Origin of the sequence: Mesorhizobium sp. M1A.F.Ca.IN.022.06.1.1, assembly GCF_003952605.1 — a bacterium.
Taxonomy (GTDB): Bacteria; Pseudomonadota; Alphaproteobacteria; order Rhizobiales; family Rhizobiaceae; genus Mesorhizobium.
Genome location: NZ_CP034455.1, coordinates 2,809,330 through 2,831,443, shown reverse-complemented (window position 1 = coordinate 2,831,443; position 22,114 = coordinate 2,809,330). Strand labels below are relative to the sequence as shown.

19 protein-coding genes and 1 pseudogene are annotated in these 22,114 nt (G+C 63.7%); 3 read left to right on the top strand and 17 right to left on the bottom strand.

What is annotated here, in order from left to right; translation table 11 throughout:
- Positions 1-209 precede the first annotated feature (209 nt).
- Both EJ078_RS13365 and EJ078_RS13360 read left to right on the top strand, forming a co-directional pair.
- Positions 210-416 (top strand): DUF680 domain-containing protein, encoded by a 207-nt coding sequence (locus tag EJ078_RS13365; RefSeq protein ID WP_066996029.1) that lies wholly within the window; start codon positions 210-212, stop codon positions 414-416.
- A gap of 146 nt (positions 417-562) precedes the next feature.
- Positions 563-793 (top strand): DUF680 domain-containing protein, encoded by a 231-nt coding sequence (locus EJ078_RS13360; protein ID WP_066996024.1) that lies wholly within the window; start codon positions 563-565, stop codon positions 791-793.
- Positions 794-898: 105 nt separating this feature from the next.
- On the opposite strand, the gene ugpC is transcribed toward EJ078_RS13360, so the two are convergent.
- The 5 genes from ugpC to EJ078_RS13335 form a co-directional block, all read right to left on the bottom strand.
- Complete coding sequence (gene ugpC / locus EJ078_RS13355; RefSeq protein ID WP_066996021.1) at positions 899-2,011, bottom strand: sn-glycerol-3-phosphate ABC transporter ATP-binding protein UgpC; 1,113 nt, start codon at positions 2,009-2,011, stop codon at positions 899-901.
- Between the two features lie 32 nt (positions 2,012-2,043).
- A complete protein-coding gene (locus EJ078_RS13350; RefSeq protein ID WP_128294480.1) occupies positions 2,044-3,708 on the bottom strand; it encodes an alpha-glucosidase in 1,665 nt (554 codons plus the stop codon).
- Between the two features lie 4 nt (positions 3,709-3,712).
- Complete coding sequence (locus EJ078_RS13345; protein WP_067324093.1) at positions 3,713-4,867, bottom strand: carbohydrate ABC transporter permease; 1,155 nt, start codon at positions 4,865-4,867, stop codon at positions 3,713-3,715.
- Between the two features lies 1 nt (position 4,868).
- The gene (locus EJ078_RS13340; protein ID WP_127323632.1) at positions 4,869-5,882 is read right to left on the bottom strand and encodes a sugar ABC transporter permease; all 1,014 of its coding nucleotides are present in this window, start codon (positions 5,880-5,882) and stop codon (positions 4,869-4,871) included.
- Between the two features lie 175 nt (positions 5,883-6,057).
- Entirely contained in the window at positions 6,058-7,413 is a 1,356-nt protein-coding gene (locus tag EJ078_RS13335; RefSeq protein ID WP_066996009.1) for an ABC transporter substrate-binding protein, read from the bottom strand.
- A gap of 361 nt (positions 7,414-7,774) precedes the next feature.
- On the opposite strand from EJ078_RS13335, the gene EJ078_RS13330 reads away from it, so the two are divergent.
- Positions 7,775-8,797 carry a substrate-binding domain-containing protein gene (locus EJ078_RS13330; RefSeq protein ID WP_067324096.1) on the top strand — a complete coding sequence of 341 codons (1,023 nt, stop codon included), beginning with the start codon at positions 7,775-7,777 and terminating at the stop codon, positions 8,795-8,797.
- A gap of 227 nt (positions 8,798-9,024) precedes the next feature.
- Here the strand turns inward: EJ078_RS13330 and EJ078_RS13325 are convergent, their stop codons facing one another.
- The 12 genes and pseudogenes from EJ078_RS13325 to EJ078_RS13270 all read right to left on the bottom strand — a co-directional run bounded on the left by EJ078_RS13325 (position 9,025) and on the right by EJ078_RS13270 (position 22,098).
- Positions 9,025-10,467, bottom strand: a complete 1,443-nt coding sequence (locus EJ078_RS13325) for a S8 family serine peptidase (protein WP_127217089.1) — start codon at positions 10,465-10,467, stop codon at positions 9,025-9,027.
- Positions 10,457-11,125 (bottom strand): anti-sigma factor, encoded by a 669-nt coding sequence (locus EJ078_RS13320; RefSeq protein ID WP_127403606.1) that lies wholly within the window; start codon positions 11,123-11,125, stop codon positions 10,457-10,459. The genes EJ078_RS13325 and EJ078_RS13320 overlap by 11 nt, the downstream gene beginning before the upstream one ends.
- Positions 11,122-11,688 (bottom strand): sigma-70 family RNA polymerase sigma factor, encoded by a 567-nt coding sequence (locus tag EJ078_RS13315; RefSeq protein ID WP_095824373.1) that lies wholly within the window; start codon positions 11,686-11,688, stop codon positions 11,122-11,124. The genes EJ078_RS13320 and EJ078_RS13315 overlap by 4 nt, the downstream gene beginning before the upstream one ends.
- Before the next feature lie 271 nt (positions 11,689-11,959).
- Entirely contained in the window at positions 11,960-12,799 is an 840-nt protein-coding gene (locus EJ078_RS13310; protein WP_082953873.1) for an alkaline phosphatase family protein, read from the bottom strand.
- An 87-nt stretch (positions 12,800-12,886) separates the two neighbouring features.
- A complete protein-coding gene (locus tag EJ078_RS13305; RefSeq protein WP_067324103.1) occupies positions 12,887-14,542 on the bottom strand; it encodes an ABC transporter ATP-binding protein in 1,656 nt (551 codons plus the stop codon).
- Entirely contained in the window at positions 14,542-15,369 is an 828-nt protein-coding gene (locus EJ078_RS13300) for an ABC transporter permease (protein WP_066995982.1), read from the bottom strand. Before EJ078_RS13300 ends, EJ078_RS13305 begins: the two co-directional genes overlap by 1 nt.
- 11 nt (positions 15,370-15,380) lie before the next feature.
- Positions 15,381-16,340 carry an ABC transporter permease gene (locus tag EJ078_RS13295; protein ID WP_067324105.1) on the bottom strand — a complete coding sequence of 320 codons (960 nt, stop codon included), beginning with the start codon at positions 16,338-16,340 and terminating at the stop codon, positions 15,381-15,383.
- A gap of 17 nt (positions 16,341-16,357) precedes the next feature.
- Complete coding sequence (locus EJ078_RS13290; RefSeq protein ID WP_067324106.1) at positions 16,358-17,944, bottom strand: ABC transporter substrate-binding protein; 1,587 nt, start codon at positions 17,942-17,944, stop codon at positions 16,358-16,360.
- A gap of 165 nt (positions 17,945-18,109) precedes the next feature.
- Positions 18,110-20,068 (bottom strand): annotated as a pseudogene (locus tag EJ078_RS13285) (CocE/NonD family hydrolase); the annotation flags it as partial.
- 83 nt (positions 20,069-20,151) lie between these two features.
- Positions 20,152-20,745 carry a nucleoside deaminase gene (locus tag EJ078_RS13280; RefSeq protein WP_095799150.1) on the bottom strand — a complete coding sequence of 198 codons (594 nt, stop codon included), beginning with the start codon at positions 20,743-20,745 and terminating at the stop codon, positions 20,152-20,154.
- A gap of 19 nt (positions 20,746-20,764) precedes the next feature.
- A complete protein-coding gene (locus EJ078_RS13275) occupies positions 20,765-21,256 on the bottom strand; it encodes an ureidoglycolate lyase (RefSeq protein ID WP_127214769.1) in 492 nt (163 codons plus the stop codon).
- Positions 21,253-22,098, bottom strand: a complete 846-nt coding sequence (locus EJ078_RS13270; protein WP_245459211.1) for a bifunctional allantoicase/(S)-ureidoglycine aminohydrolase — start codon at positions 22,096-22,098, stop codon at positions 21,253-21,255. The genes EJ078_RS13275 and EJ078_RS13270 overlap by 4 nt, the downstream gene beginning before the upstream one ends.
- Positions 22,099-22,114 lie beyond the last annotated feature (16 nt).

Sequence of the window (22,114 nt, the reverse complement as noted above, 5' to 3'; positions counted from 1 at the left end):
GCGATAACCAACTGATTCAACAGTGTAAAAACCGATCGTGGCGGGCGATTGGTACAATTTCAAGATGGGGATTCATGGGCCAGCCGAAACAACTTCGTGATTGGAATCCGGCAGCCGGCTCACCCACATCGGGGCTGTCCGAACGACGCGATTTTCACTCCCAAGACACGCCGCTAGACGGACGAAAAAAACATACTGGAGTACCAAAAATGAAAAAGATTGTTCTCACTGCCGCCGCCCTTCTGGCCATTTCCGGCAGCGCCTTCGCTGGTAGCGACAACTACGGTTCCAACGCCGCCAATCAGCCGGCGGCCGCGGTCGACACTTCTCGCACGGCCTCGACCCACAGGTCGGAAGCGGCCGCTCAGAAGCCCGTCACCCAGGGCGCGGACCACAACCTCTTCGGCAACAACTAAACTGCCGAACCTGGCAATGATCCATGAGGGGCCATGGCCGACAGGAGACAGACGCTGGGTTCACCCGCCGCGTCCCAAGGCATGTCGCCCAAAAGTGTACCCCAGTTTTGGAAACGACATCAGGTTAAGAATTCAGGAGTATTGAAATGAAGAAGATCGTTCTTGCCGCAACGGCCGTTCTGGCCCTCTCCGGCGCAGCTTTCGCAGGCAGCGACAATTACGGCTCGGCTGGCGCCAGCCAGCAGGCCCCTGCCGTCGACACGACCCGCACTTCGTCGGTGGGCACCGACTCGCCGGTCTATAAGCTGCTGAACTCGTCGAATGACGTGCACAAGTCGGCCCCGCAGGGCAGCGACCGCAATCTGTTCGGCCGCTAACAGCCGCAAGCAGTTGACGAAAAAGGAGCGGCGAGGGCAAACCTCGCCGCTCTTTCTTTAGCCGGACCGTCACGCGCCTCTTGGCCGAAACGGCAGCACCGCGCGTCAGGCCGCCTTCGCCTCGTCGCGATGCAGCGTGAAGGAATGCCCCTCCGCGTCGAAGATGTGCAGATCCCCGGCGCCGGCATTGAGCCGCAGCGTCTCGCCGCGCTTGACCTCGACATTTCCCGGCAGTTTGGCCACCAGCGGCAGATCGGCGCGGCCGATGTCGACATAGACGAGCTGAACCTCGCCGAGCTGCTCGATATAATCCACCTTGCCTTCGAACAGGTAATCCGTCCCGGTCGCGATCGCGAGATCCTCGGGCCGCACGCCGAAGCTCACCGCCGCGCCGTTCGCCGAAGCGGGCGTTGTGATCGGCACCGTCGCCTTGCGGTCGCCGACATGGCTGACCACGGTCGGATTGCCGGCCTTCTCGATCTTCGCCGGCAATATGTTCATGGCCGGCGATCCGATGAACTGCGCGACGAAGAGATTGCCCGGCCGCTTGTAGAGCTCCATCGGCGTGCCGACCTGCTCGACGACGCCTTCCTTCAGCACCACGATGCGGTCCGCCAGCGTCATCGCCTCGACCTGGTCGTGCGTGACGTAGATCATCGTCGTGTTCGGCATCGATTCTTTCAGCTTGGCGATCTCGATGCGGGTGGCGACGCGCAGTGCCGCATCGAGATTCGACAGCGGCTCGTCGAAGAGGAACACCTTCGGATTGCGCACAATGGCACGGCCGATGGCGACGCGCTGGCGCTGGCCGCCCGACATCGCCTTGGGCAGGCGGTCGAGATACTTGGTGAGCTGCAGGATCTCGGCCGCCTGGCGCACGCGCTTGTCGATCTCGGCCTTGCTTTCCTTACCGATCTTCATCGAGAAGGCCATGTTGTCGTAAACGGTCATATGCGGATAGAGCGCATAGGACTGGAACACCATGGCGATGCCCCGCTTCGAAGGCGGCACGTCGTTCACAACTTCGCCGTCGATCTGGAGCACGCCGGAGGTGATTTCCTCGAGACCGGCAATCGACCTCAGCAAGGTCGACTTGCCGCAGCCCGACGGCCCCACGAACACGATGAACTCGCCCGATTTGATGTCGAGGTCGATGCCGTGGAGAATGTTGAGGTTGCCGTATGATTTCTTCACCTGGTTCAGCGTGACATCGGCCATGGTTTCCTCTCCAGTGATTGTCTGTTCTCAACTCAGTCGATCCGCCCGAACCAGGCACCATAGCCGCCAAGGCGGATGGGCCCGGTGCCACCTTGTCCCGAAAAGCCGTGTCCCGGCAAGGGCTGCAGCGAGCCCTTGCCGAGATCAACTTCGGCCGGCTTGCTGCCGAGGTTGAAGACGCAGGCGATGCGCTCGTTGCCTTCGCGGCGCGTGAAGGCGACGGTGTCGCCATCGCTTTCGATAAAGTCGATTTCGCCCTTGCCCAGCGCCGGATGCTGACGCCGGAAGGCGAGAAAGCGCCGGTAATGCTCGAGCAGCGAGCCCGGATCGCCCTGCTGCACATTCACGGCTTGCGCCAGATGCTTGCCGGGCACCGGCAGCCAGGGCTTGGCGGTCGAGAAGCCGCCATTCTTGGCCGCCGCATCCCACACCATCGGCGTGCGGCAGCCGTCGCGGCCCTTGAATTCCGGCCAGAAACGGATGCCGTAGGGGTCTTGCAGGTCCTCGAATTTCAGTTCCGCCTCGCCGAGGCCGAGCTCTTCGCCCTGATAGATGCAGACCGAGCCGCGAAGCGACATCAAAAGCGCCGAGATCACCTTGAGATAGGCGCTCGGATCGGCTTCGTTGGCGGCCCAGCGCGAGGCCACGCGCATCACGTCATGATTGGAGAAGGCCCAGCACGACCAGCCGTCGCTGGCGACCCGGCCGAAAGCCTCCAGTACCGCCCGCACCTTGGCGGCGCTGATCTTCTCCGGTGCCAGGAAGTCGAAGGAATAGCACATGTGAACGCGCCTGCCGTCGGCGGTGTAGGCGGCCACCACTTCCAGCCCGCGCTGCGAATCCCCGACCTCGCCGACGGCGGCTTGCGCCGGATATTCGTCGAGCAGCGCGCGGAAGCGCTCAAGGAAACCGAGATTCTCCGGCCGGCTCTTGTCGTAGATATGGTCCTGGTAATTGTAGGGGTTCACGGCCGGCGCCGTCTGGTCGTTGCGCTCTTCCGGCGGCAGCGGCGGGTTGTCCTCCAGCCCCAGGCTGTGGAAGTAGAAATTGATGGTGTCGAGCCGAAAGCCGTCGACGCCGCGCTCCAGCCAGAAGCGGGTGATGTTGAGCAGCGCGTCCTGGACCTCGGCGTTGTGGAAGTTGAGATCGGGCTGCTCGGCCAGGAAATTATGCATGTAATATTGCTGGCGGCTTGTATCCCATTGCCAGGCCGAGCCGCCGAAGATCGACAGCCAGTTGTTGGGCGGCGTGCCGTCGGGCTTGGAGTCCGCCCACACATACCAGTCGGCTTTCGGATTGGTCCGGCTGGAGCGGCTTTCATTGAACCAGGGGTGGATGTCGGCGGTGTGCGACAGCACCTCGTCGATCATCACCTTGAGGCCCAACCGATGGGCTTCCGCCACCAGCGCGTCGAAGTCGGCCAGCGTGCCGAACATCGGATCGACGTCGCAATAGTCCGACACGTCGTAGCCGAAATCCTTCATCGGCGATTTGAAGAAGGGCGAGATCCAGATGGCGTCGACGCCGAGCCAGGCGATGTAGGGCAGCCGCCGGACAATGCCTTGCAGGTCGCCGATGCCGTCGCCGTTCGAGTCCTGATAAGAGCGCGGATAGATCTGGTAGATCACCGCGCCCCGCCACCAGTCGCGGTCTACGGCGGGGTCCGGTCTCGAACTCGTCTTCAAAGCCGATTGCATTGTCTCAACCTCCTTTCACCGAGCCGGCAAGCAGCCCGCGGACGAAATAGCGCTGCAGTGAGAAGAACACGATCAGCGGCACGATGATGGTGATGAAGGCCGATGTCGTGAGGATTTCCCAATTGCCGCCTCTCGAGCCGAGCAGCGCGTTGAGTTGCGCCGTCAGCACGATCTGGTCGGGCGCCGTGCCGAGGAAAACCATCGCCACCAACAGATCGTTCCACACCCACAGGAATTGAAAGATGGCGAAGGAGGCAAGCACCGGGAATGACAGCGGCAGCACGATCTTGACGAAGATCTCGAAATCGCTGGCGCCGTCGATCCGTGCCGATTCCATGATCTCGCGCGGCAGGCCGGCGATATAGCTTCTAAGCAGGTAGATGGCGAAGGGCAGGCCGAAGCCGGTATGCGCCAGCCAGATGCCGAGATAGGTTTTCGACGGCACACCGAAGAAGGTCCCGACGCCGTTGTAGAGCTTGAGCAGCGGGATCAGCGACATCTGCAGCGGCACCACGAGCAGGCCGATGATCACCGCAATCAGCAGCGCCCTTCCGGGAAAGCGCATCCAGGCCAACGCATAGGCGGCGAAGGCCGCGATCAGGATCGGGATCACCGTCGCCGGAATGGTCACGGTCAGCGAGTTCATGAAGGAGCGGCCGATACCTTGCGACAGAAGCACGTTCTCGTAGTTTTCCGTGGTGAATTTCGGCGGCGCCGAGGAGGCATAATAGACACGCTGGCCGCGATCGCCTTCGAAGGGCTTCGGCGAAGACAGCACGAACGTGCCGTCGGCGTTGACCTGCAGCGACACCCCATCGCCGAGATCGGCAGCCGTGCCGGCCTTGTATTGTGTCGGCGCCGCCGCCTTGGTGCCGAAGGCGCTGATCGCACGCTTGGCGCCGTCGCCGAAGACGTTGCCTTCGATGACGTATTTGCCGTCCTTCTGGGTTTGTGCGGACGCAGCCGGCAGACGCCCAGCCTCGGTCTGGCTGGAGCTTGAGAAGGAGTTCCACCAACCCGACGCGATGATCTGGTCCTTGTCGCGCAGCGACGACACGAGGATGCCGAGTGTCGGGATGGTCCAGATGACGACGAAGACCAGCACGGCGAGATGAACGCCGAATCGGCCGACAAAGGACTTTCCGCGGGTCGCAGCCATCTCAGTGTCCTCCCGTCTCTTTGTTGGCCTGGCGAATGTTCCAGACCATGATCGGGATGACCGCGATCATGATGATGATGGCGATCGTGGCACCGCGGCCGAAATCGCCGCCGCCGCGGAACATCCAGTCGAACATCAGATTGGCGAGCACCTGGCTGTTCCATTGGCCGTTGGTCATGGTCAGCACGATGTCGAACACTTTCAGCACCAGGATGGTGATGGTGGTCCAGACAACTGCGATCGTCCCCCAGATCTGCGGCACCATGATCTTCCAGAAGATCTGGAACGGGTTGGCGCCGTCGATGACGGCCGCCTCCAGCGTCTCTTCCGGAATGCCGCGCAAGGCCGACGACAGGATCACCATGGCGAACCCTGTCTGGATCCAGATCAGGATCACCATCAGGAAGAAATTGTTCCAGAACGGCAGCGATATCCAGACCTGCGGCTGGCCGCCGAAATACTGGATGATGGCGTTGAGCAGGCCGATCTGCACCTGCCCCTCGCCGCGATACTCGTAGATGAATTTCCAGATCACGCTGGCGCCGACGAAAGAGATCGCCAGCGGCAAGAAGATCAGGCTCTTGGCGATCGTCCCCCACCAGATCTTGTCGGTGAGCACGGCGATGATCAGGCCGAGGAAGGTGCAGGCCGCCGGCACCACCGCCAGCCATAGGATGTTGTTGAAAATCGAGTTGCGGAAATCCTGGTCGCTGAACGCCCATTGGTAGTTGGCGAGGCCGACGAAATGCTCGCCGCCGCGGTCGAGAAAAGAGAGCCGCAGCGTCTCGATCACCGGATAGATCAGATAGATGGTCAGGATGATCATCGCCGGCCCGACGAACAGCCATGGCCGCACCAGCCCTTGCCGGCGCAGATTGTCGACGGCGGCGCTGCCGGAGACGCCGCGCGACGGAAAGATGAAATCGAGCAGCTTGTTGGCGCCCCAGAAATACGCGACACAGCCGCCGACGCCGATGATGATGACGAATATGGCCGAGAAAATCTGAGCCGCCATGGGTCCCTCTCCCTGGGCATGACCGGCCGGCCAAGGCTGGCAGCCGCATGCGCCGACTTTCAGTTATTCGGAACGCGAAGGCTTCCGGCGTGCGTTGCCGGTCGGACCCGGGCCGTAGCCCGGATCCAGTAGGAGGATGAGGAAAGTCTCGGGTCGCGCGCGGCGGCCTCTCTGCTTACTTGATGGCATCCCAGCTCTTCTGGATATCGGCGGCGACGTCCTGGGCGGACTTGCCGCCGACCAGGTCGATCATGCCGGTCCAGAAGGAGCCTGCGCCGACCTTGCCGGGCATCAGGTCCGAGCCGTCGAAACGCACCGTGGTGGCCCCGACCAGGATCTCGCCCTGCTTCTTCAGCGCGTCGCTGCCATAGGCGTCCTTGTTGGCTCCTTTGAAGGGCGTGACGAAGCTCTTCTGCGCCATCCACAATTCATGCGCGAGCGGCATCTCGAGGAACTTGATGAACTCACGCGAAGCCTTGGAATCCTTGGTGATCATCACCAGCGTTCCGGCCACTTCCAGCGGCGTGCCCAGTTCCGGCTTCGAGGCATAGGGCGGGTAGGGGAAGAAGTCCGCATCCTGGCCGAGCTTCACATTCTCCGGGAAGAACGAAGGAATGAACGATGCCTGATGGTGCATGTAGCACTTCGGCGGCACCGTAAAGAGGCCCTTCGGGCTGTCGCGGAAGTCGGTTGCGGCGACTGCCTTGGCACCGCCGTCGACCATCTTGTCGTCGGTTGCGATCTTGCCGAAGATGTCGAGGGCGTTGACCACGGCCGGATCGGTGAAGGGAATCTCGTTCTTCACCCATTTGTCGTAGACTTCCGGCGGCTGGGTGCGCAGCATGATGTCCTCGACCCAGTCGGTCGCCGGCCAGCCGGTGGCGCCGCCAGAACCCAGGCCGATGCACCAGGGCTTGCCGCCGTCGGCAATGATCTTCTTTTCGAGATCGGCCAGTTCCTCCTGAGTCTTCGGAACTTTGTAGCCTGCCTCCTCGAAATTATCTGGCGAGTACCAGACCAGACCTTTCACGTCGATCTTGTAGGGAAAGGCATAGAAGCCCGGCTTGCCGTCCTTGCCCGTATAGGTGCCGAGCTTGGCCCAGGAGTCGCCGGCGGCATAATTTTCCTTGATCCAGGCGGCGACGTCGTCGCCCAGCGGGGTCAGCACACCCTTGGAAGCGAGATCCTGGATCAGTCCCGGCTGTGGCAGGATGGCGATGTTGGGCGGGCTGCCGGCCTGTGTGTCGATGACGATCTGCTGCTCATAATTCTCGGACGAGGAGTATTTGACCTCCGCTCCCGTCGCCTCGGAGAAATAGTCGAGCACCGAACGCACGAGCGTCTCGTCCTCGCCGCGCCACGGACCGAAGATGGTCAGCGTTTCGCCCTTGAGGTCGACCTTCTTGAGATCGTCGTAATTCGCCCAATGAAACTTCGAATCCTCGCCCGGCTTGAATTTCAGTTCGGCATGTGCCGGCAGGCCAAGGGTGAGCGCAGCGAACGCAGCACCCAAGAGAAGCATTTTCTTCATGGCAGTCCTCCCAGTGTTGAGACAGTTCGGACGAAACCTCCATCTCGTCCGCCGACGCCCACGGAACTGTGACTCAGCGAGAAGGCAACCGCAACCTTTCGAAGAGTCTTCCAAAGCGCTTTGGCTAAATCTGATCTCGCCATTGAATCATGCGGGAGTCAAGAGGTCGGCCGTGCTAATCGATTTAAACCCGCTTGCGAGTGAAGGAAAAAGTGCAATGCAGCAAGCTTTTTCGGCGCTGCAGCAGCAATTTCGGCTTCAAACTGCCTGTGGCGGCCCCTAAGGTCATGACGTTCCGACGACGGTGCCAGCGATCCTCGGATCGATTCAAATTGAAAGCGCTTTGAGGCTGGAGGCCTCGATGAACCTCAAGCAACTCTCGCACATGCTGTCGCTTTCGCAAACCACGGTAAGCCGGGCGCTGAACGGCTACCCGGAGGTCAGCGAGGAGACGCGGCGTCGCGTGATGGATGCCGCTAAGCGCCACGGCTACCGGCCGAACCCCAGCGCGAGGCGGCTGGCCACCGGCAAATCGGGAATGATCGGCTATGTGCTGCCGACCGGCAACGCCGTCGACATCGATCCGCATTTCGTCGAGTTTCTTTCGGGTCTCGGCGACTATGCCCGCTCGCACGAGCTCGATCTGGTGCTCTCGCCGGCCGACGCCGACGACCAGGAGACGACCTATCGGCGCATCGTCGCCAACCGGCAGGTCGACGCCGTCTACATTTCCTCGCCACGCCCGGCCGACCGGCGGCTGGCGCTGGTCAACACACTGGGCATCCCCTTCATCGTCCATGGCCGCAGCGAGGGCTTTGAGTTCGACTATCCCTATCTCGATATCGACAACGAGGGCGCCTTCCACGAAGCGGCCAGGCTTCTCGTCCAGCTCGGCCACAAGCGGCTGGCGCTGATCAACGGCGATGACCGCGAGACCTTCGCCATCCATCGCGAGCGCGGCGTGCGCCGGGCGCTTGCCGCCAGCGGACTGACACTGGGCGAGCGCCACATCTGTTCCACGACCATGACCGAGGAAAATGGCTATCGCGCCGCCCGCCGCCTGCTCGAAGAAAGCGGAGCCCCGACGGCGATCGTCTGCTCCAGTCTCATCATGGCGCTCGGCGTCGTCCGCGCCGTGCGCGATCTCGGCCTGACCATTCCGGGCGATCTGTCGCTGGTCGCCCATGACGACGTCTTTCCCTGGCTGCGGCCGGAGAATTTCCCGGTGCCGCTCTCGACCACCCGCTCCTCGATCCGCCTTGCCGGCGCGCGTGTTGCCGAGCGGCTGGCGGCGCGCATATCAGGGCTGGAAGAGGGCGCGCGCGGCGAGGTCTGGCCGGTCGATCTGGTCGTGCGGGGATCGGTGGCCGGCGCGCCGGTGTAGGGATCGTGTTCCGACAGACGAGACGCGTTGAGTTCCGTCGCACCCCCTCTGTCCTGCCGGACATCTCCCCCGCAAGGGGGAGATTGGACGTCGCAGCCGTATTCGCCAATACTCGACTTTGAGGAGCGGGGTCGCCGCTGAAACTGCTGATCTCCCCCCTTGCGGGGGAGATGGCCGGCAGGCCAGAGGGGGGTGCTGTCCCGCCGGCGCCACAGATTTTCGGGAGCCTATTTCTTCGCAGCCCCAGCTGCTTTTATATCCAACAGCCCATAGCCGAAGTCATTGTCCCGCCCCTTCGGGCCGAGATCCTTGGCCGTGGCCGCCAGCGCCTTCTCGATCTCATCGGCCGAGCGGTCGGGCGCGGCATGGATCAGGTTGGCGATCGCGCCTGAGACGATCGCGGCGGCGAAGGAGGTGCCGGTCACCACGTCCGAGCCGGTGCCGCTCGGCGCAACCATCTCAACGCCCGGCGCCGAGAGGAAGACATAGGCGCCGCGATTGGCTTGCGGCATCAGCCCGTCCTTGGCGTCGGTCGCGGTGACCGCGATGACCCCGTCGAAGGCTGCCGGATAGCCATAAGGCGCTTTCGGCCCGTTGTTGCCGGCCGCTGCGACCAGCACCATGCCGAGCGCGCGCGCATTGCGGCAGGCGGTGCCGAGGAGGTCGTTCTTCGGCCCGACGAAGCTCATATTGATGATGCGCACGTCCTGTTCAGCCGCCCAGTCGAGCGCCGACAGGATGACGTCCATACTCGACTTGCCGCCCTCGAAGGCCCGTGCGTGATAGATCTTGGCGCCCGGCGCCATGCCTTCCAGCGCGCCGACGCCGGCGATCAGCCCGTCGACGGAGGTGCCGTGGTCGCGCTTCTTGATCGGCACGTTCGGCATGGCGTCGAACTGGCCGGCGATCACGCCTTTCAGCGCTGGGTTGGTATCGTCGATGCCGGTGTCGATGACGGCGACGCGCACGTTCTCGCCGCTCGCCTGTTTCGAATCGAGCGCGATGCGCTCGAAGGCATAGTTCACGATGCCGGCGGCCTGCTGCAGCGAATAGATGTGGTTGGGCTCACGCCGCTGCGTGCGCCCGTCGGCGGCAAGCTGCGCCAGCACGACGCCGACCGGCCGTCCGTCCGGAATGCCGTAGCGCACCAGCGTTGTGCCGAGCAGCCGCGACTGGCGCTGCGAGCGCACCTGAAGGCCGAAGGTGGTGGCGATCTGCTGCACCGCGCCGGCATCGCCGGCGACCGTCACCAGCACCTCGTCGGGCACGAACTCGCCACTGACCGCACGCGGCGGCGCGACGACATTGAGCCCGGTAGGCGATGTGATGGGGCCGCTTGGCGGCGGAGCGGGCGCCGCTGTGCTTGTTGGACTCTTTGGAGGCGCCGGCTGCGTTGGCGCAGGCGTCGGCCGTGCCGGCGGATTCGGGAACAGGTCGACGATCAGCGCCGGCAGGAACACAGCGCCAACGGCGGCATTGCCCGCGCCGGATTTCCCGCCGCCATTCCTGACGCCGTCCTCGTCGCAGTCAGCGCCGGCCGCCGTCGTCCGGTTGAGGCAGTCGATCTGCTTTTGCGAGAGGTTCGGATCGTTGGTCTGCGCCACGGCGGGAGCGCCTACAAATGTCGCCGCGAGGATTGCCGCATGAAGAACGACCGCCTTAGCCGCCATCGACCGGTTTCCTTCCCTGCACCACAGCTTCCGCGAAAGGCTGGGCGGCAATAAGGCCGACGAGCTTGTCGTAGTCGGCCGCCGTGCTGGCCGGGATTGTCACGTGAAACACATCGTCGGCGGTCGGCCCGCCGGCGATCTTCAGCCCGTTCTGCCCAAGGAAGGCGGCGATGTCCGACATCCTGGCATCCGGCTTGAACTTGACCAGGGCGAAGGGCAGGTTTGCCAGATCATCCTGAGCGCCGGCGATTTCAAAGTCGTTGCCCTTGCCGCCCGGCCGCTCGAAAGACTGCGCCACGACCAGCGCAAGCAGCGCCGCGGCCGCCGCCCAGGCGACGCCCGAGGGGATTGCCGTGACCCGGCCGAAGACCTTCGCCAGCCATGACTGGCCGGCGGGCGCGCGCGCCGGACCGGCCTCGGCGTCGAGCGCCCTTGCAAAGCGGGAGAGCGCGTCGGCCGGCGGTCGGATCGCCTCGTTGGCGGCGGCGGTGCCGGAGAATTCGGCTTCCGCCTCGCCGAGCGCGGCCATCGCCGCAGGATCGGAGGCCAGCCATTCCTCGACGGCTTCGAGTTCTGCGCCTTCCAGCGAACCGTTGAGGTAGAACGGCAGCAGTGTTTCCATCTCGTCGCGGCGCGACATCTTTTCAGCGGCGCTCATGGCCACCCCCTGTCGTAACCGGCCGCCTTGAGGGCCTCACCGAGTTTCTTGCGGGCGTAGAACATCCTGGTCTTGACAGTGGCAACCGGGATGTTGAGCACCTCGCCGATCTCGGTCACCGACTGGCCATGGTAATAGGCAAGGTCGATCACCGTGCGGTGTTCCTCCGGCAAGGCATCGACAAAGCGGCGCAAGGCGGCGGCCTTGTCTTCCTTCATGGTGACCACTTCCGGCGTGTCGGCGCTGTCGGGAACCTGCGCCGCGTCATCGTCGTCGATCCAGTCTTCCTTCTTCTTGCGCAGCAAGGACAGTGCCTTGAAGCGGGCGATGCCGAGCAGCCAGGTCGAGACTTCGGAGCGGCCTTCGAAGCCCGGCGCTTGGCGCCACAGCTCGAGAAAGACCTCGTTGGTGATATCGTCGGCCATCATGTCCGATCCCGTCTGGCGCGCCACGAAACGGTAGATCCGCGCGTGGTGACGCATGAACAGGAGCCGCACGGCGGCCCGGTCGCCCTTCGCGACCCGGTCTACAAGCGCGCGATCGGTTTCGGTCGCCGCGTTCATGGCCGGTCGAGCCGCCTGGCTCCTCGTGGCTCTGTCGCTGGTCGGTCCAAAAAGGTTCATCCTCCGCCAAGGAATTTTCGGAAGCTAACCGAAGAGCTGAGAGGTTGCCAGAGGTGGCGCCCCCTTCTCCCCTTGTGGGAGAAGGTGGATCGGCGCGGAGCGCCGAGACGGTTGAGGGGTGTTCCAGCGGAGTGAGGCGTTGGCGTTCACTGGAACACCCCTCATCCGTCGCCTTTGGCGACACCTTCTCCCACAAGGGGAGAAGGGGAAGCTAAATCAAAAACACCTTCCCCTTCATCGTCGCCGGCACCTCCACGCCGAGCCGGCTCAGCACCGTCGGCGCGAGCTGCAGCTGGTCGAGCAGCGCGTCGGCTTCTGGACCCTTCGCCGGCCCGAAATAGTAGAGCGCGAAATCCTGCATCTCGTCGTCATGCCCGCCGTGATGGCCGCGGTCCGTCTGGCCGTGATCGGCGGTGACGATGACTTCATAGCCGGCTTCGCGCCAGCCGGGCAGGAAGGCGGCGAGCATACCGTCCATCGCGTAGCAGGCATGATCCATCTCGTGGCAGTCGTGGCCGAAGCGATGGCCCATCGAGTCCAGCGTGCAGCTGTGCAGGACGCCGTAGTCGATGCCGTGGCGGCGGGTGAGCATGGTCAATGTCGCGAACAGGTCGACATCGCTCGGCGTCATCTGGTTCTTGAGATTGTAGCCGGTCATGGTGTGGAAGCGGCCATGCGTGATCGGCCCGCCAGGCTCGTCGAATTCCATGTCCTCGACGAGATCGAATGGATAGGAGCGGAAGAATTCCGACCAGTAGGAATGCGTCACCGCCCCGGTCCTGCCGCCGGCCTTGCTGACCTCCGAGAAGATATCGGGCTGCCTGACCCGGAACCGGTTCTCGTTGGAGAGGATGCCATGAACCTGCGGCGTGACCCCGGTATGGATCGAGGCGTAGCAGCAGGCCGATGTTGACGGCAGCACGGAGCGCATTCTCCACACTTGCGCCTCACCAGACTGTACCCAGCCTTCGAGATTGCCCATGAGCCGGCGCCAGTTCCGGTAGGGCACGCCGTCAAGGATGATGAGCAGCAATTTGGATTTAAGCGCCACGGGCAATTCCATGCGGTCTGGCGGGAGAGATCGGCGGGCTTGACCGGTCCGGCCAAGTCCGAGAAGTGCAGCGAAGAGCTAGCCAGCTTAGTTGCCGGCGCTTTCCATGCGCCGGCCGGCAATCGCCTTCTCCAGCCAGCCGATCTCCATTTCGGGGACGGAGGACAAGAGAAGGTCGGTATAGGCATCGAAGGGCGGCGCCAGCACCTTGCTCTTGGAGCCGTAGCGGACGACCTCGCCGCGATACATGACCGCGATCGAATCGGCGATCGACTTCACTGTCGCGAGGTCGTGGGTGATGAAGAGATAAGCCACTTTCTCGATCTGCTGCAGGTTGAGCAGCAGCTTGAGGATGCCGTGGGCGACCAGCGGATCGAGCGCCGAGGTCACCTCGTCGCAGATGATCAGCTTCGGCTTGGCGGCCAGCGAACGGGCGATGCAGACGCGCTGCTTCTGGCCGCCCGAAAGCTCGGCCGGATAGCGGTCGATGAAGCCCTTTCCCATCTCGATCTGGTCGAGCAGCTCGGCGACGCGCTTGTCGCGCTCGCGGCCTCTTATGCCGAAATAGAACTCGAGCGGCCGGCCGATGATCGTTCCCACGGTCTGGCGCGGGTTCATCGCGACATCGGCCATCTGGTAGATCATCTGCAACTGGCGCAGATCCTCCTTCGGCCGGTCGGCGAGCCTGTTGCCAAGCGTTCGGCCGTCGAAGAAGACGCTGCCCTGCTCGGGCGGCAGGAGGCCGGTGATGGCGCGCGCCAGCGTCGATTTGCCGGAACCGCTCTCGCCGACGACGGCCAGCGTCTGGCCCGGGTAGATGTCGACCGAGACGTTCTTCAGCACCTTGACGAGACCGCCGCCATAGGCGGCCGTCACGTTCTTCACCGAGAGCATCGGTGTGGTGCCGGGCTGCTGTTCGTTGTGCTCGATCTCATGCACCGAGACCAGCGCGTTGGTATATTCCTGGCGCGGCTCCTTGATGATCTGGCGAGTACCGCCCCATTCGACCAGCCGGCCATGGCGCAGCACCATGATCTCGTCCGCTACCTGCGCCACCACGGCGAGGTCGTGGGTGATGTATAAAGCCGCCACATGGGTATCGCGGATGGCGTCCTTGATCGCCGCCAGCACATCGATCTGCGTCGTCACGTCGAGCGCCGTGGTCGGCTCGTCGAAGACGATCAGGTCGGGCTCGGAGCAAAGCGCCATCGCCGTCATGACGCGCTGCAACTGGCCGCCGGAGACCTGGTGGGGGAAGCGCTCACCGATCGTTTCCGGATTGGGCAGGCTGAGCTTCTTGAACAGCGCGACGGCTCGCTTTTCGGCCTCGGCCCGGGTTGCCGTGCCGTGCAGAAGCGTCGCCTCCACCACCTGGTCCATCAGCCGGTGCGCCGGATTGAAGGCCGCCGCCGCCGACTGGGCGACATAGCACACTTCGCGGCCGCGCAGCTTGCGCAAGCCCTCCTTGCCGCCCTTCAGTATATCGCGGCCGTTGAGGATCACCTCGCCGCCGGTAATGCGCACGCCGCCCCGGCCATAGCCCATGGAGGACAGGCCGATCGTCGACTTGCCGGCGCCGGATTCGCCGATCAAGCCGAGCACCTTGCCCTTCTCCAGCGTCAGCGAGACATCATGGACAAGGGTGATGGTCTTCGGCGCCTCGCCGGGCGGGTAGACGGTCGCCTCGATGCGCAGATTGCGGATGTCGAGGAGTCGGCCGGAATTTGCTTTGCTGTCAGCCATCACCCGCGCCCTCCCTTCAGGCTGGTCGTGCGGTTGAGCACCCAGTCGGCGACAAGATTGACCGAGATCGCCAGAGCCGCGATCGCTGCCGCCGGGATGAGCGCCGCCGGGATGCCGAAGACGATGCCGTCCTTGTTCTCCTTCACCATGCCGCCCCAGTCGGCGTCCGGCGGCTGCACTCCGAGGCCGAGGAAGGAGAGCGTCGACAGGAAAAGCACCGCATAGATGAAGCGCAGGCCGAGTTCCGAGACCAGGGGCGACAGCGCGTTCGGCAGAATCTCGCGGAAAATGATCCAGCCGCTGCCTTCGCCGCGCAGTTTCGCGGCCTCGACATAGTCCATGACGTTGATGTCGACCGCCACCGCGCGCGACAAGCGGTAGACGCGGGTCGAATCGAGGATGCCCATCACCAGGATCAGCGTCACCAGGTTGGACGGCAGCACCGACAGGACGACCAGGCCCATGATCAGCGTCGGGATGGACATCAGCAGGTCGACGAGGCGCGACAGCATTGTGTCGAACCAGCCGCCGAACACCGCCGCCGAAAAGCCCAGAATGGCGCCGAGCGAAAAGGACAGCGCGGTGGCCAGCACGGCGATGAACAGCGTGATGCGGGCGCCATAGATCATGCGGGACAGGAGATCGCGGCCGAGATTGTCGGTGCCCAACAGGTGCACCGATGACATCGGTTCCCAAGGGACGTCGCTGACGATCTCGGCATTGCCGTGCGGGGCGATCCATGGCGCCAAGACCGCCGCCAGCACGAACAGCGTCGTCAGCACAATGCCGATCAGCGCCGCGACAGGAGTGCGTCTGATATCGAGCATACCGGCGCCCCCTACTTCGGATGCCTGAGCCGCGGATTGGCGACGATCGCCGCAATGTCCGCGATGATGTTGAGGGCGATATAGACGGCCGCAAAGATCAGGCCGACCGCCTGGACGACGGGAACGTCACGCTTGGTGACATGGTCGACGAGATATTGCCCCATGCCCGGATAGACGAAGATCACCTCGACCACGACGACGCCGACCACGAGATAGGCGAGGTTCAGCATGACGACATTGATGATCGGCGCGATCGCGTTCGGGAAGGCATGCTTGCGGATGACCGCGAAAGCCGAAAGCCCCTTGAGTTCCGCCGTCTCGACATAGGCCGATTGCATGACGTTGAGGATGGCCGCTCGCGTCATGCGCATCATGTGGGCCAGCACCACCAGCGTCAGCGCCGCCGCCGGCAGCGCGATCGCCTGCAAGCGCTCGCCTAACGACATTCCGTCATAGACGGTCGAGATGGCGGGAAACCATTGATGCTCGACCGCGAAGTAGAAGACCAGCAGGTAGCCGATGAAGAATTCCGGGAACGAGGTCGAGGCGAGCGCCACGCCGGAGATCATCTTGTCGACCCAGCCATTGCGGTAGCGCACCGCGATCAGGCCAAGCGTGATCGCCAGCGGAATGGCCACGATTGCCGCCCAGAAGGCCAGGAACAAGGTGTTCCACAGCCGTTCCTTGATCGATGTCGCGATGTCCTGGCCGCTCGACATCGCCGTGCCGAGATCGCCGGTGAGCACGCCGCCCAGCCAGTGGAAGTAGCGGATATAGGCAGGCTGATTGAGTCCGAGCTGTTCGCGCAGATTGGCGAGCGACTCCGGCGTCGCCGATTGTCCGAGGATGGCTTGGGCGACGTCGCCGGGCAGGATCTGCGTGCCGGCGAAGATCAGGACCGAAACGGCCAGCAGAAGGAGGATGCCCAGCGCAACGCGCTGGGCCACCAGTTTCACGACGGGTGAGGACATCTCCGCAAGGCCGGACCTTAGGCTTCCATCCAGCACTTCGCCAAGGCGTAGCCGTTCATCAGCTCCTGATGCGGATCGTCCACCCAGCCACCGACCTTGGGACCAGTTGCGTCGATGAACTGGTTGAACATCGGCAGGATCAAGCCGCCCTCGTCACGCACCATCACAGCCATGTCATGGTACATCTGCTTGCGCTTGGCCTCGTCGAGCTCGGCGCGCGCCGCCAGCACCATCTTGTCGAAGTCCGGCCGCTTGAACCGCGTGTCGTTCCAGTCGGCGCTCGACAGGTAGGCGGTCGAGTACATTTGGTCCTGCGTCGAGCGGCCGCCCCAATAGGAAGCGCAGAAGGGCTGCTTGTTCCAGACTTCGTTCCAGTAGCCGTCGCCGGGCTCGCGCTTGATTTCCAGCTTGATGCCGGCCTTGGCCGCGCTCTGCTGATAGAGCTGCGCGGCATCGACCGCGCCGGGGAAGGCGACGTCCGACGTCCTGAGCAGCACGGCGCCGTCGTGACCCGACTTCTTGTAGTGGAACTTGGCCTTGTCGGGATCGTATTTGCGCTGCTCGATCTCTGTGAACAGCGGGTAGGAGGCGTTGATCGGGAAGTCGTTGCCGAGCGAGCCGTAGCCGCGCAGAACCTTGTTCAGCATCTCTTCGCGGTTGATCGCCAGCTTCAGCGCCATCCTGAGGTCGTTGTTGTCGAACGGCGCCGTGTTGCAATGCATGATGAACACGTAGTGGCCGGGACCGGAGTGGTTGCGGATGGTGACGCCCCGCACGCGCTTGATCAGGTCGACGATCTTCGGCTCGACGCGGTTGATCATGTTGACCTGACCGCCCTGCAGGGCCGCCGTGCGCGCCGTCGCGTCGTTGATGACGACGACTTCGACCTGGTCGGCATGGCCCATCTTGTCGCCCTGCCAGTAGTTGGCGAAGCGTTCGCCGACATGGCGCACGCCGGGCTCGTTGACCTTGACCTTGTAAGGGCCGGCGCTGATGCCGGCGTCGGGTTTGTCCTTGCCGCCATTCGGCTGGACGATCAGGTGATAGTCGCTGAGCAGATAGGGAAGGTCGGCGTTGGCTTCCTTGAGGGTCAGCACCACTTCCTTGCCGTTGACCTTGATGGTCTCGATGCCCTTCATGTAGCCGAGCGCGCCGGACTTCGACTTCTCGTCCGAATGGCGCTCCAGCGTGGCGGCCACGTCCTGGGCGGTCACCGTCTTGCCGTTGTGGAATTCGATGCCGTCGCGGATCTTGAGCGTCCAGACCTTGGCGTCGTCGGAAGAGCCGATTTCCTCGGCGATGCGGTTCTCGAGCTTGCCGTCGGGCGACAGCTCGACGATCATTTCGCCCCAGCACTTGCCGAAGGCGAAGGGCACCTGGGTCATCATCAGGGCCGGGTCGAGGCTGTTGGTGGATTCACCGCCCACTAGGCCGGCCTTCAGCGTGCCGCCCTTGACGGGGCCGGCAGCCCGGGCAGCGCTCGAAAGCAGCGAGTTGGCGAAGGGCGCGGTGACGCCGAGCGCGGCGGCGCGGCCAAGGAAGTCGCGGCGGCTGAGCTTTCCGGCAGCGACGCGCCGGCTGAGATAGTCGAGTTCGTTTGTCATTATGGGTTCCTCACTCTGATGGTACGACCAAGTGGTCGGTTCTTGTTCTTGTGAGGGATAATGAGCGCAACGGAAAGCTGTAAGCAAGACCGAATGCGACATGCCGTGGCGTAAATGGCGCGTCGCATTTGGACCAATCTTGTCAGCGCTCACACGAGAGCGTCGTTTGAAATCGCGCTCGAACACCAGTTTTTCGCCCTCATAGGCCTCGATTCTGGCGCTGAGGATGAAGTCTTGCGCGTCCGAGCGCATCTCGGCGAAGGTCTCGGTCCGCACCGACCATTCATTTCGCGACAATGTCTGCGTCCAATGCGTGCTGCCCGTCGCCGACAGGGGATCGTCGGGTTGGATCGCCCATGTCTCCCTGACCATGCTGCCGTGGACCAGCCCGTGCTCCAGGTCGCGCACCTCGCCGAAATCGTCCGTTACGGCAAGCGTGACGACGCCGGTCTTTTCGTTGCGGTGGATATGCCGCTCGGAATTGGTCGGCCTGATCGTCTCGGTCGCCCAGGGCGTAGCCCCTTCCGGTTCGAGGAACGACACCTCGTCGGCCGTCGCCGGCGGGCGCAGCGGCAGCTTGAGCGTCGCGGCCGACAGTTCGAGCGTCGCCGGCTCCGGCGAAGGCCAGATCATCGGCCAGTAGGCGGTCGAGACGGCGACCCGCAGCCGGTGGCCGGCCGGCACCCGATAGGCGCACTGGTCGAGCACGACGCGTGCCGAGACCGTCTCGCCTGGCACCAGCGCTTCCGGGAACTCGTGCGAGTTGCGGTGGGTGAGGTTGAGCACGCCATAGGAGATCAGCTCCGAGGCGCCGTCCGGATGCACGTCGCAGAGACGCACCGCGAGGTTGGCCTGGCGGCGGTCCGAGGCAACCCGTACTTCGACTTCAGGCGCGCCGACGATGTCGATCGCCTCCTCGAGTTCGACCTGGTCGAAGCATACCGAAAGCGCGTCGTCGGAGCGCTGGTCGCCCGGCAGTTCCGGACCGAAGGTGAAGGGAAAATACTCGCCGCCGGCAAGCCCGCAACTTTGCGGCGAGGCGACGATTGCCGGCCCGACGCCCTCGGGAATGAGCCCGGTTGCCTTGATCTTGATGTTGGGCGAGGGCCATTGCTGTTCCGCAATCCAGCGGCCTGGCCGTTCGGGATGCCAGCGGGCCGGACGCACGCTATCCATCACATAGGCGCGGTAGTCCGGGTCGGCCTCGACGCCGGTCGCCGCGCCCTTCAGCCAGCGGTCCCACCAGCGCAGCGCCTCCTGCAGGAAACCGATGGCCGGATTGGGTGCCGCGTAATGCGGATATTTGTGGATCCAGGGGCCGACGATGCCCTTCACCGGCGCCTGGATGTTGGTGACAAGATTGGAGATCGTGTTGCGGTAGCCGTCATGCCAACCGCCGATCGACAGCACTGCCGCCTTAACGGCCGAAAAGTCCTCGCAGATCGAGCCGCGTTTCCAGTAGGCATCGCGATGCTGGTGGCTGAGCCATAGCGGCGCGAGAAAAGCCTGGTTCTCCAGACGGCTCAGCCACAGATCGCGCCAGCGGTTGCCGCCGGCGATTTCCGGATCCGGCGGCCGCGACGAGTAGGAGAGCATCGTCGAGGCCCAGCCGAAATTCTCGAGCAGCAGGCAGCCGCCCTTGTAGTGGATGTCGTCGGCATAGCGGTCGACGGTCGAGCACAGGCTGATCACCGCCTTCAGCGCCGGCGGCTGCTTTGCCGCGACCTGCAGGCAGTTGAAGCCGCCCCAGGATATGCCCATCATGCCGACATTGCCGTTGCACCAGGGCTGCGCGGCCGCCCAGGCGATGACGTCGCAGGCGTCCTGCAATTCCTGCTCGGAATATTCGTCGTCCATCAGCCCTTCGGAATCGCCGTTGCCGCGCATGTCGACGCGGATCGAGGCATAGCCGTGTCCGGCGAAATAGGGATGCGTCAGCTGATCGCGGAAGATGGTGCCGTCGCGCTTGCGGTAGGGCAAATGCTCGAGGACCGCCGGCACCGGGTTGTCGCCGGCATCCTCAGGCATCCATATGCGCGCCGACAGCCGGCAGCCATCCGGCATGACGATGCCCATATCGGGAAATTCGACGACCTTGCGGGGGAATTCTGTGACGGTTTTCATGCAAGGCACATGATGGAACCGTCGCCGAAGCGTCGTGGGCCAGCCGGCGAAATCGGCTGGTCAATAAGCGTCAGATCAAAGCGTCAGTTCAGCGGAATGTCGTTATCGGCCTTGCTCGCCTGGTATGTACCGGAGAGCGCGTCATAAAGGGCGGAGATTTGGCCGATGCGCGCCTCCAGCCGCCTGCGTTCCGACCCGGGCAAAGCGCGCACCAGCCGGCGTATGGAAAAGCTCTTCCAGTAGGCGTTCTCGGCATTGTAGCCGCCGGGATCGAGTGTGAAGACCTCTTTGAGAATCTTCAGGTCATGCGGGATGGCGAAGCTGTCGCGCGAGTCCTCGTGGCTAAAGAGGTAGTAGAAATTGTCGAAGCCGGTCCAGGTGATCGCCGACAGGCACAGCGAGCAGGGCTCGTGCGTGGCCAGGAACAGTGCATCCCTGGTGTCGACGCGCTCGGCTTTTGGCATTTCGTAAAATCGCTTCAGGCAGTGCATTTCGCCATGCCAGAGCGGATTTTCGATCTCGTTGTTGGTTTCGGCAATCACCAGCGAGCGGTCGTCTTTCCGCAGGATGGCGGCGCCGAAGAGTTTGTTGCCATGGGCAACGCCTTCAGCGGTCTTCGGCACGATATCGTGCTCGATAACGTCGAGCAGGCGGTCGATCAGCGAAATGTCTGTCATCGGGGAAAACTGGCAGCTTTCAGGGAAGATGGATCTCGTAAGGGTGCGAGAAATGGCACTCTTCGAGGTTGGCGCCGTCGCCGCCGCGGTCGACGATGAGGAAGTCCTGTTCCTCGCCGATCGGCGTCAGCACGCCGTGCCAGAGGTTGCGCCGGTAGTTGATGCCCTGCCCGGGCGCGGTGATGAAGGCGTGCGGCTCGCCTGGGCCGTCCTGAGTGTCATGGCAGACGACAACCAGGAATGGCCGCGGCGACAGCGGAATGAAGGCCTGGCTGCCGAGCGGATGGCGCTCGACCATGGTCAGTTTCAGCGGCATCTCGTAGGGGGTGCTGCGCACCATCGAGATCAGCACCTTGGCATTCGGCCCGGTGGCCTCGGCAGTGGCGAGATCGTGGTAGCGCATCGCCTTGCCGCCATTGATCGGGTAGCGGTTCTCGCCGCCCATATCGATCACGTCGCCAAACGGCGCGAAGTTTTCGCGTGTCAGCGGCTGGGCCACGATTTGGGTCACCGCGCGCGAGCCCCAAGGGCGCCGCCAAGCTTGGCGTGCCGGTTGACGTCCTTGTATAGCAGGTAGCGGAAATTCCCGGGACCGCCGGCGTAGCAGGCCTGCGGGCAAAAGGCGCGCAGCCACATGAAGTCGCCGGCCTCGACCTCGACCCAGTCCTGATTGAGGCGATAGACTGCCTTGCCTTCGAGCACATAGAGCCCATGCTCCATGACATGGGTCTCGGCGAAGGGGATGACCGCGCCGGGTTTGAGCGTGACGATGGTGACATGCATATCGTGGCGCATGTCGGCCGGGTCGACGAAGCGCGTCGTCGCCCAGTGGCCTCCCGTGCCGGGCATCGGGCTCGGCTCGACCTCCTTGTCGCTGCTGAAGAAGGCTTCCGGAACGTCGAGGCCGTCGACCGCCTCATAGGCCTTGCGGACCCAGTGGAAGCGGACCGCACCGCTGCTCTCATTGCGCACCGTCCAGCCGCTGCCCGGCGGCAGGAAGGCGAAGCCGCCTGGGCGAAGCACATGGTTCTTGCCGGCAAGCGAGACCGTAAGCTCGCCCTCGACCACGAACAGCACGCCCTCGGCTTCGGGGTCGAGCTCAGGCCGGTCGCTGCCGCCGCCGGGCAGGACCTCGACGATGTACTGCGAAAAGGTCTCGGCGAAGCCCGAAAGCGGTCTTGCGATGATCCAGGCCCTTGTCTTGTCCCAGAACGGCAGCGGGCTGGTGACGATGTCCTGCATCACGCCCTTGGGGATCACCGCATAGGCTTCGGTGAAGACGGCGCGGCCGGTCAACAGCTCGTGCTGACCGGGATGGCCGCCATGCGGCGCGTAATAGGTTCGCTCGGCCATGTTCATCCTGTCCATG

What these genes read in the sequence shown, in the direction of transcription:
- EJ078_RS13280 (WP_095799150.1), bottom strand. Translation starts at nt 20,745, where the DNA reads ATGACAGACATTTCGCTGATCGACCGCCTGCTCGACGTTATCGAGCAC.
- EJ078_RS13325 (WP_127217089.1), bottom strand. Translation starts at nt 10,467, where the DNA reads ATGGCGGCTAAGGCGGTCGTTCTTCATGCGGCAATCCTCGCGGCGACA.
- EJ078_RS13290 (WP_067324106.1), bottom strand. Translation starts at nt 17,944, where the DNA reads ATGACAAACGAACTCGACTATCTCAGCCGGCGCGTCGCTGCCGGAAAG.
- EJ078_RS13340 (WP_127323632.1), bottom strand. Translation starts at nt 5,882, where the DNA reads ATGGCGGCTCAGATTTTCTCGGCCATATTCGTCATCATCATCGGCGTC.
- EJ078_RS13330 (WP_067324096.1), top strand. Translation starts at nt 7,775, where the DNA reads ATGAACCTCAAGCAACTCTCGCACATGCTGTCGCTTTCGCAAACCACG.
- ugpC (WP_066996021.1), bottom strand. Translation starts at nt 2,011, where the DNA reads ATGGCCGATGTCACGCTGAACCAGGTGAAGAAATCATACGGCAACCTC.
- EJ078_RS13295 (WP_067324105.1), bottom strand. Translation starts at nt 16,340, where the DNA reads ATGTCCTCACCCGTCGTGAAACTGGTGGCCCAGCGCGTTGCGCTGGGC.
- EJ078_RS13360 (WP_066996024.1), top strand. Translation starts at nt 563, where the DNA reads ATGAAGAAGATCGTTCTTGCCGCAACGGCCGTTCTGGCCCTCTCCGGC.
- EJ078_RS13345 (WP_067324093.1), bottom strand. Translation starts at nt 4,867, where the DNA reads ATGGCTGCGACCCGCGGAAAGTCCTTTGTCGGCCGATTCGGCGTTCAT.
- EJ078_RS13335 (WP_066996009.1), bottom strand. Translation starts at nt 7,413, where the DNA reads ATGAAGAAAATGCTTCTCTTGGGTGCTGCGTTCGCTGCGCTCACCCTT.
- EJ078_RS13365 (WP_066996029.1), top strand. Translation starts at nt 210, where the DNA reads ATGAAAAAGATTGTTCTCACTGCCGCCGCCCTTCTGGCCATTTCCGGC.
- EJ078_RS13320 (WP_127403606.1), bottom strand. Translation starts at nt 11,125, where the DNA reads ATGAGCGCCGCTGAAAAGATGTCGCGCCGCGACGAGATGGAAACACTG.
- EJ078_RS13350 (WP_128294480.1), bottom strand. Translation starts at nt 3,708, where the DNA reads ATGCAATCGGCTTTGAAGACGAGTTCGAGACCGGACCCCGCCGTAGAC.
- EJ078_RS13305 (WP_067324103.1), bottom strand. Translation starts at nt 14,542, where the DNA reads ATGGCTGACAGCAAAGCAAATTCCGGCCGACTCCTCGACATCCGCAAT.
- EJ078_RS13300 (WP_066995982.1), bottom strand. Translation starts at nt 15,369, where the DNA reads ATGCTCGATATCAGACGCACTCCTGTCGCGGCGCTGATCGGCATTGTG.
- EJ078_RS13315 (WP_095824373.1), bottom strand. Translation starts at nt 11,688, where the DNA reads ATGAACGCGGCGACCGAAACCGATCGCGCGCTTGTAGACCGGGTCGCG.
- EJ078_RS13270 (WP_245459211.1), bottom strand. Translation starts at nt 22,098, where the DNA reads ATGGCCGAGCGAACCTATTACGCGCCGCATGGCGGCCATCCCGGTCAG.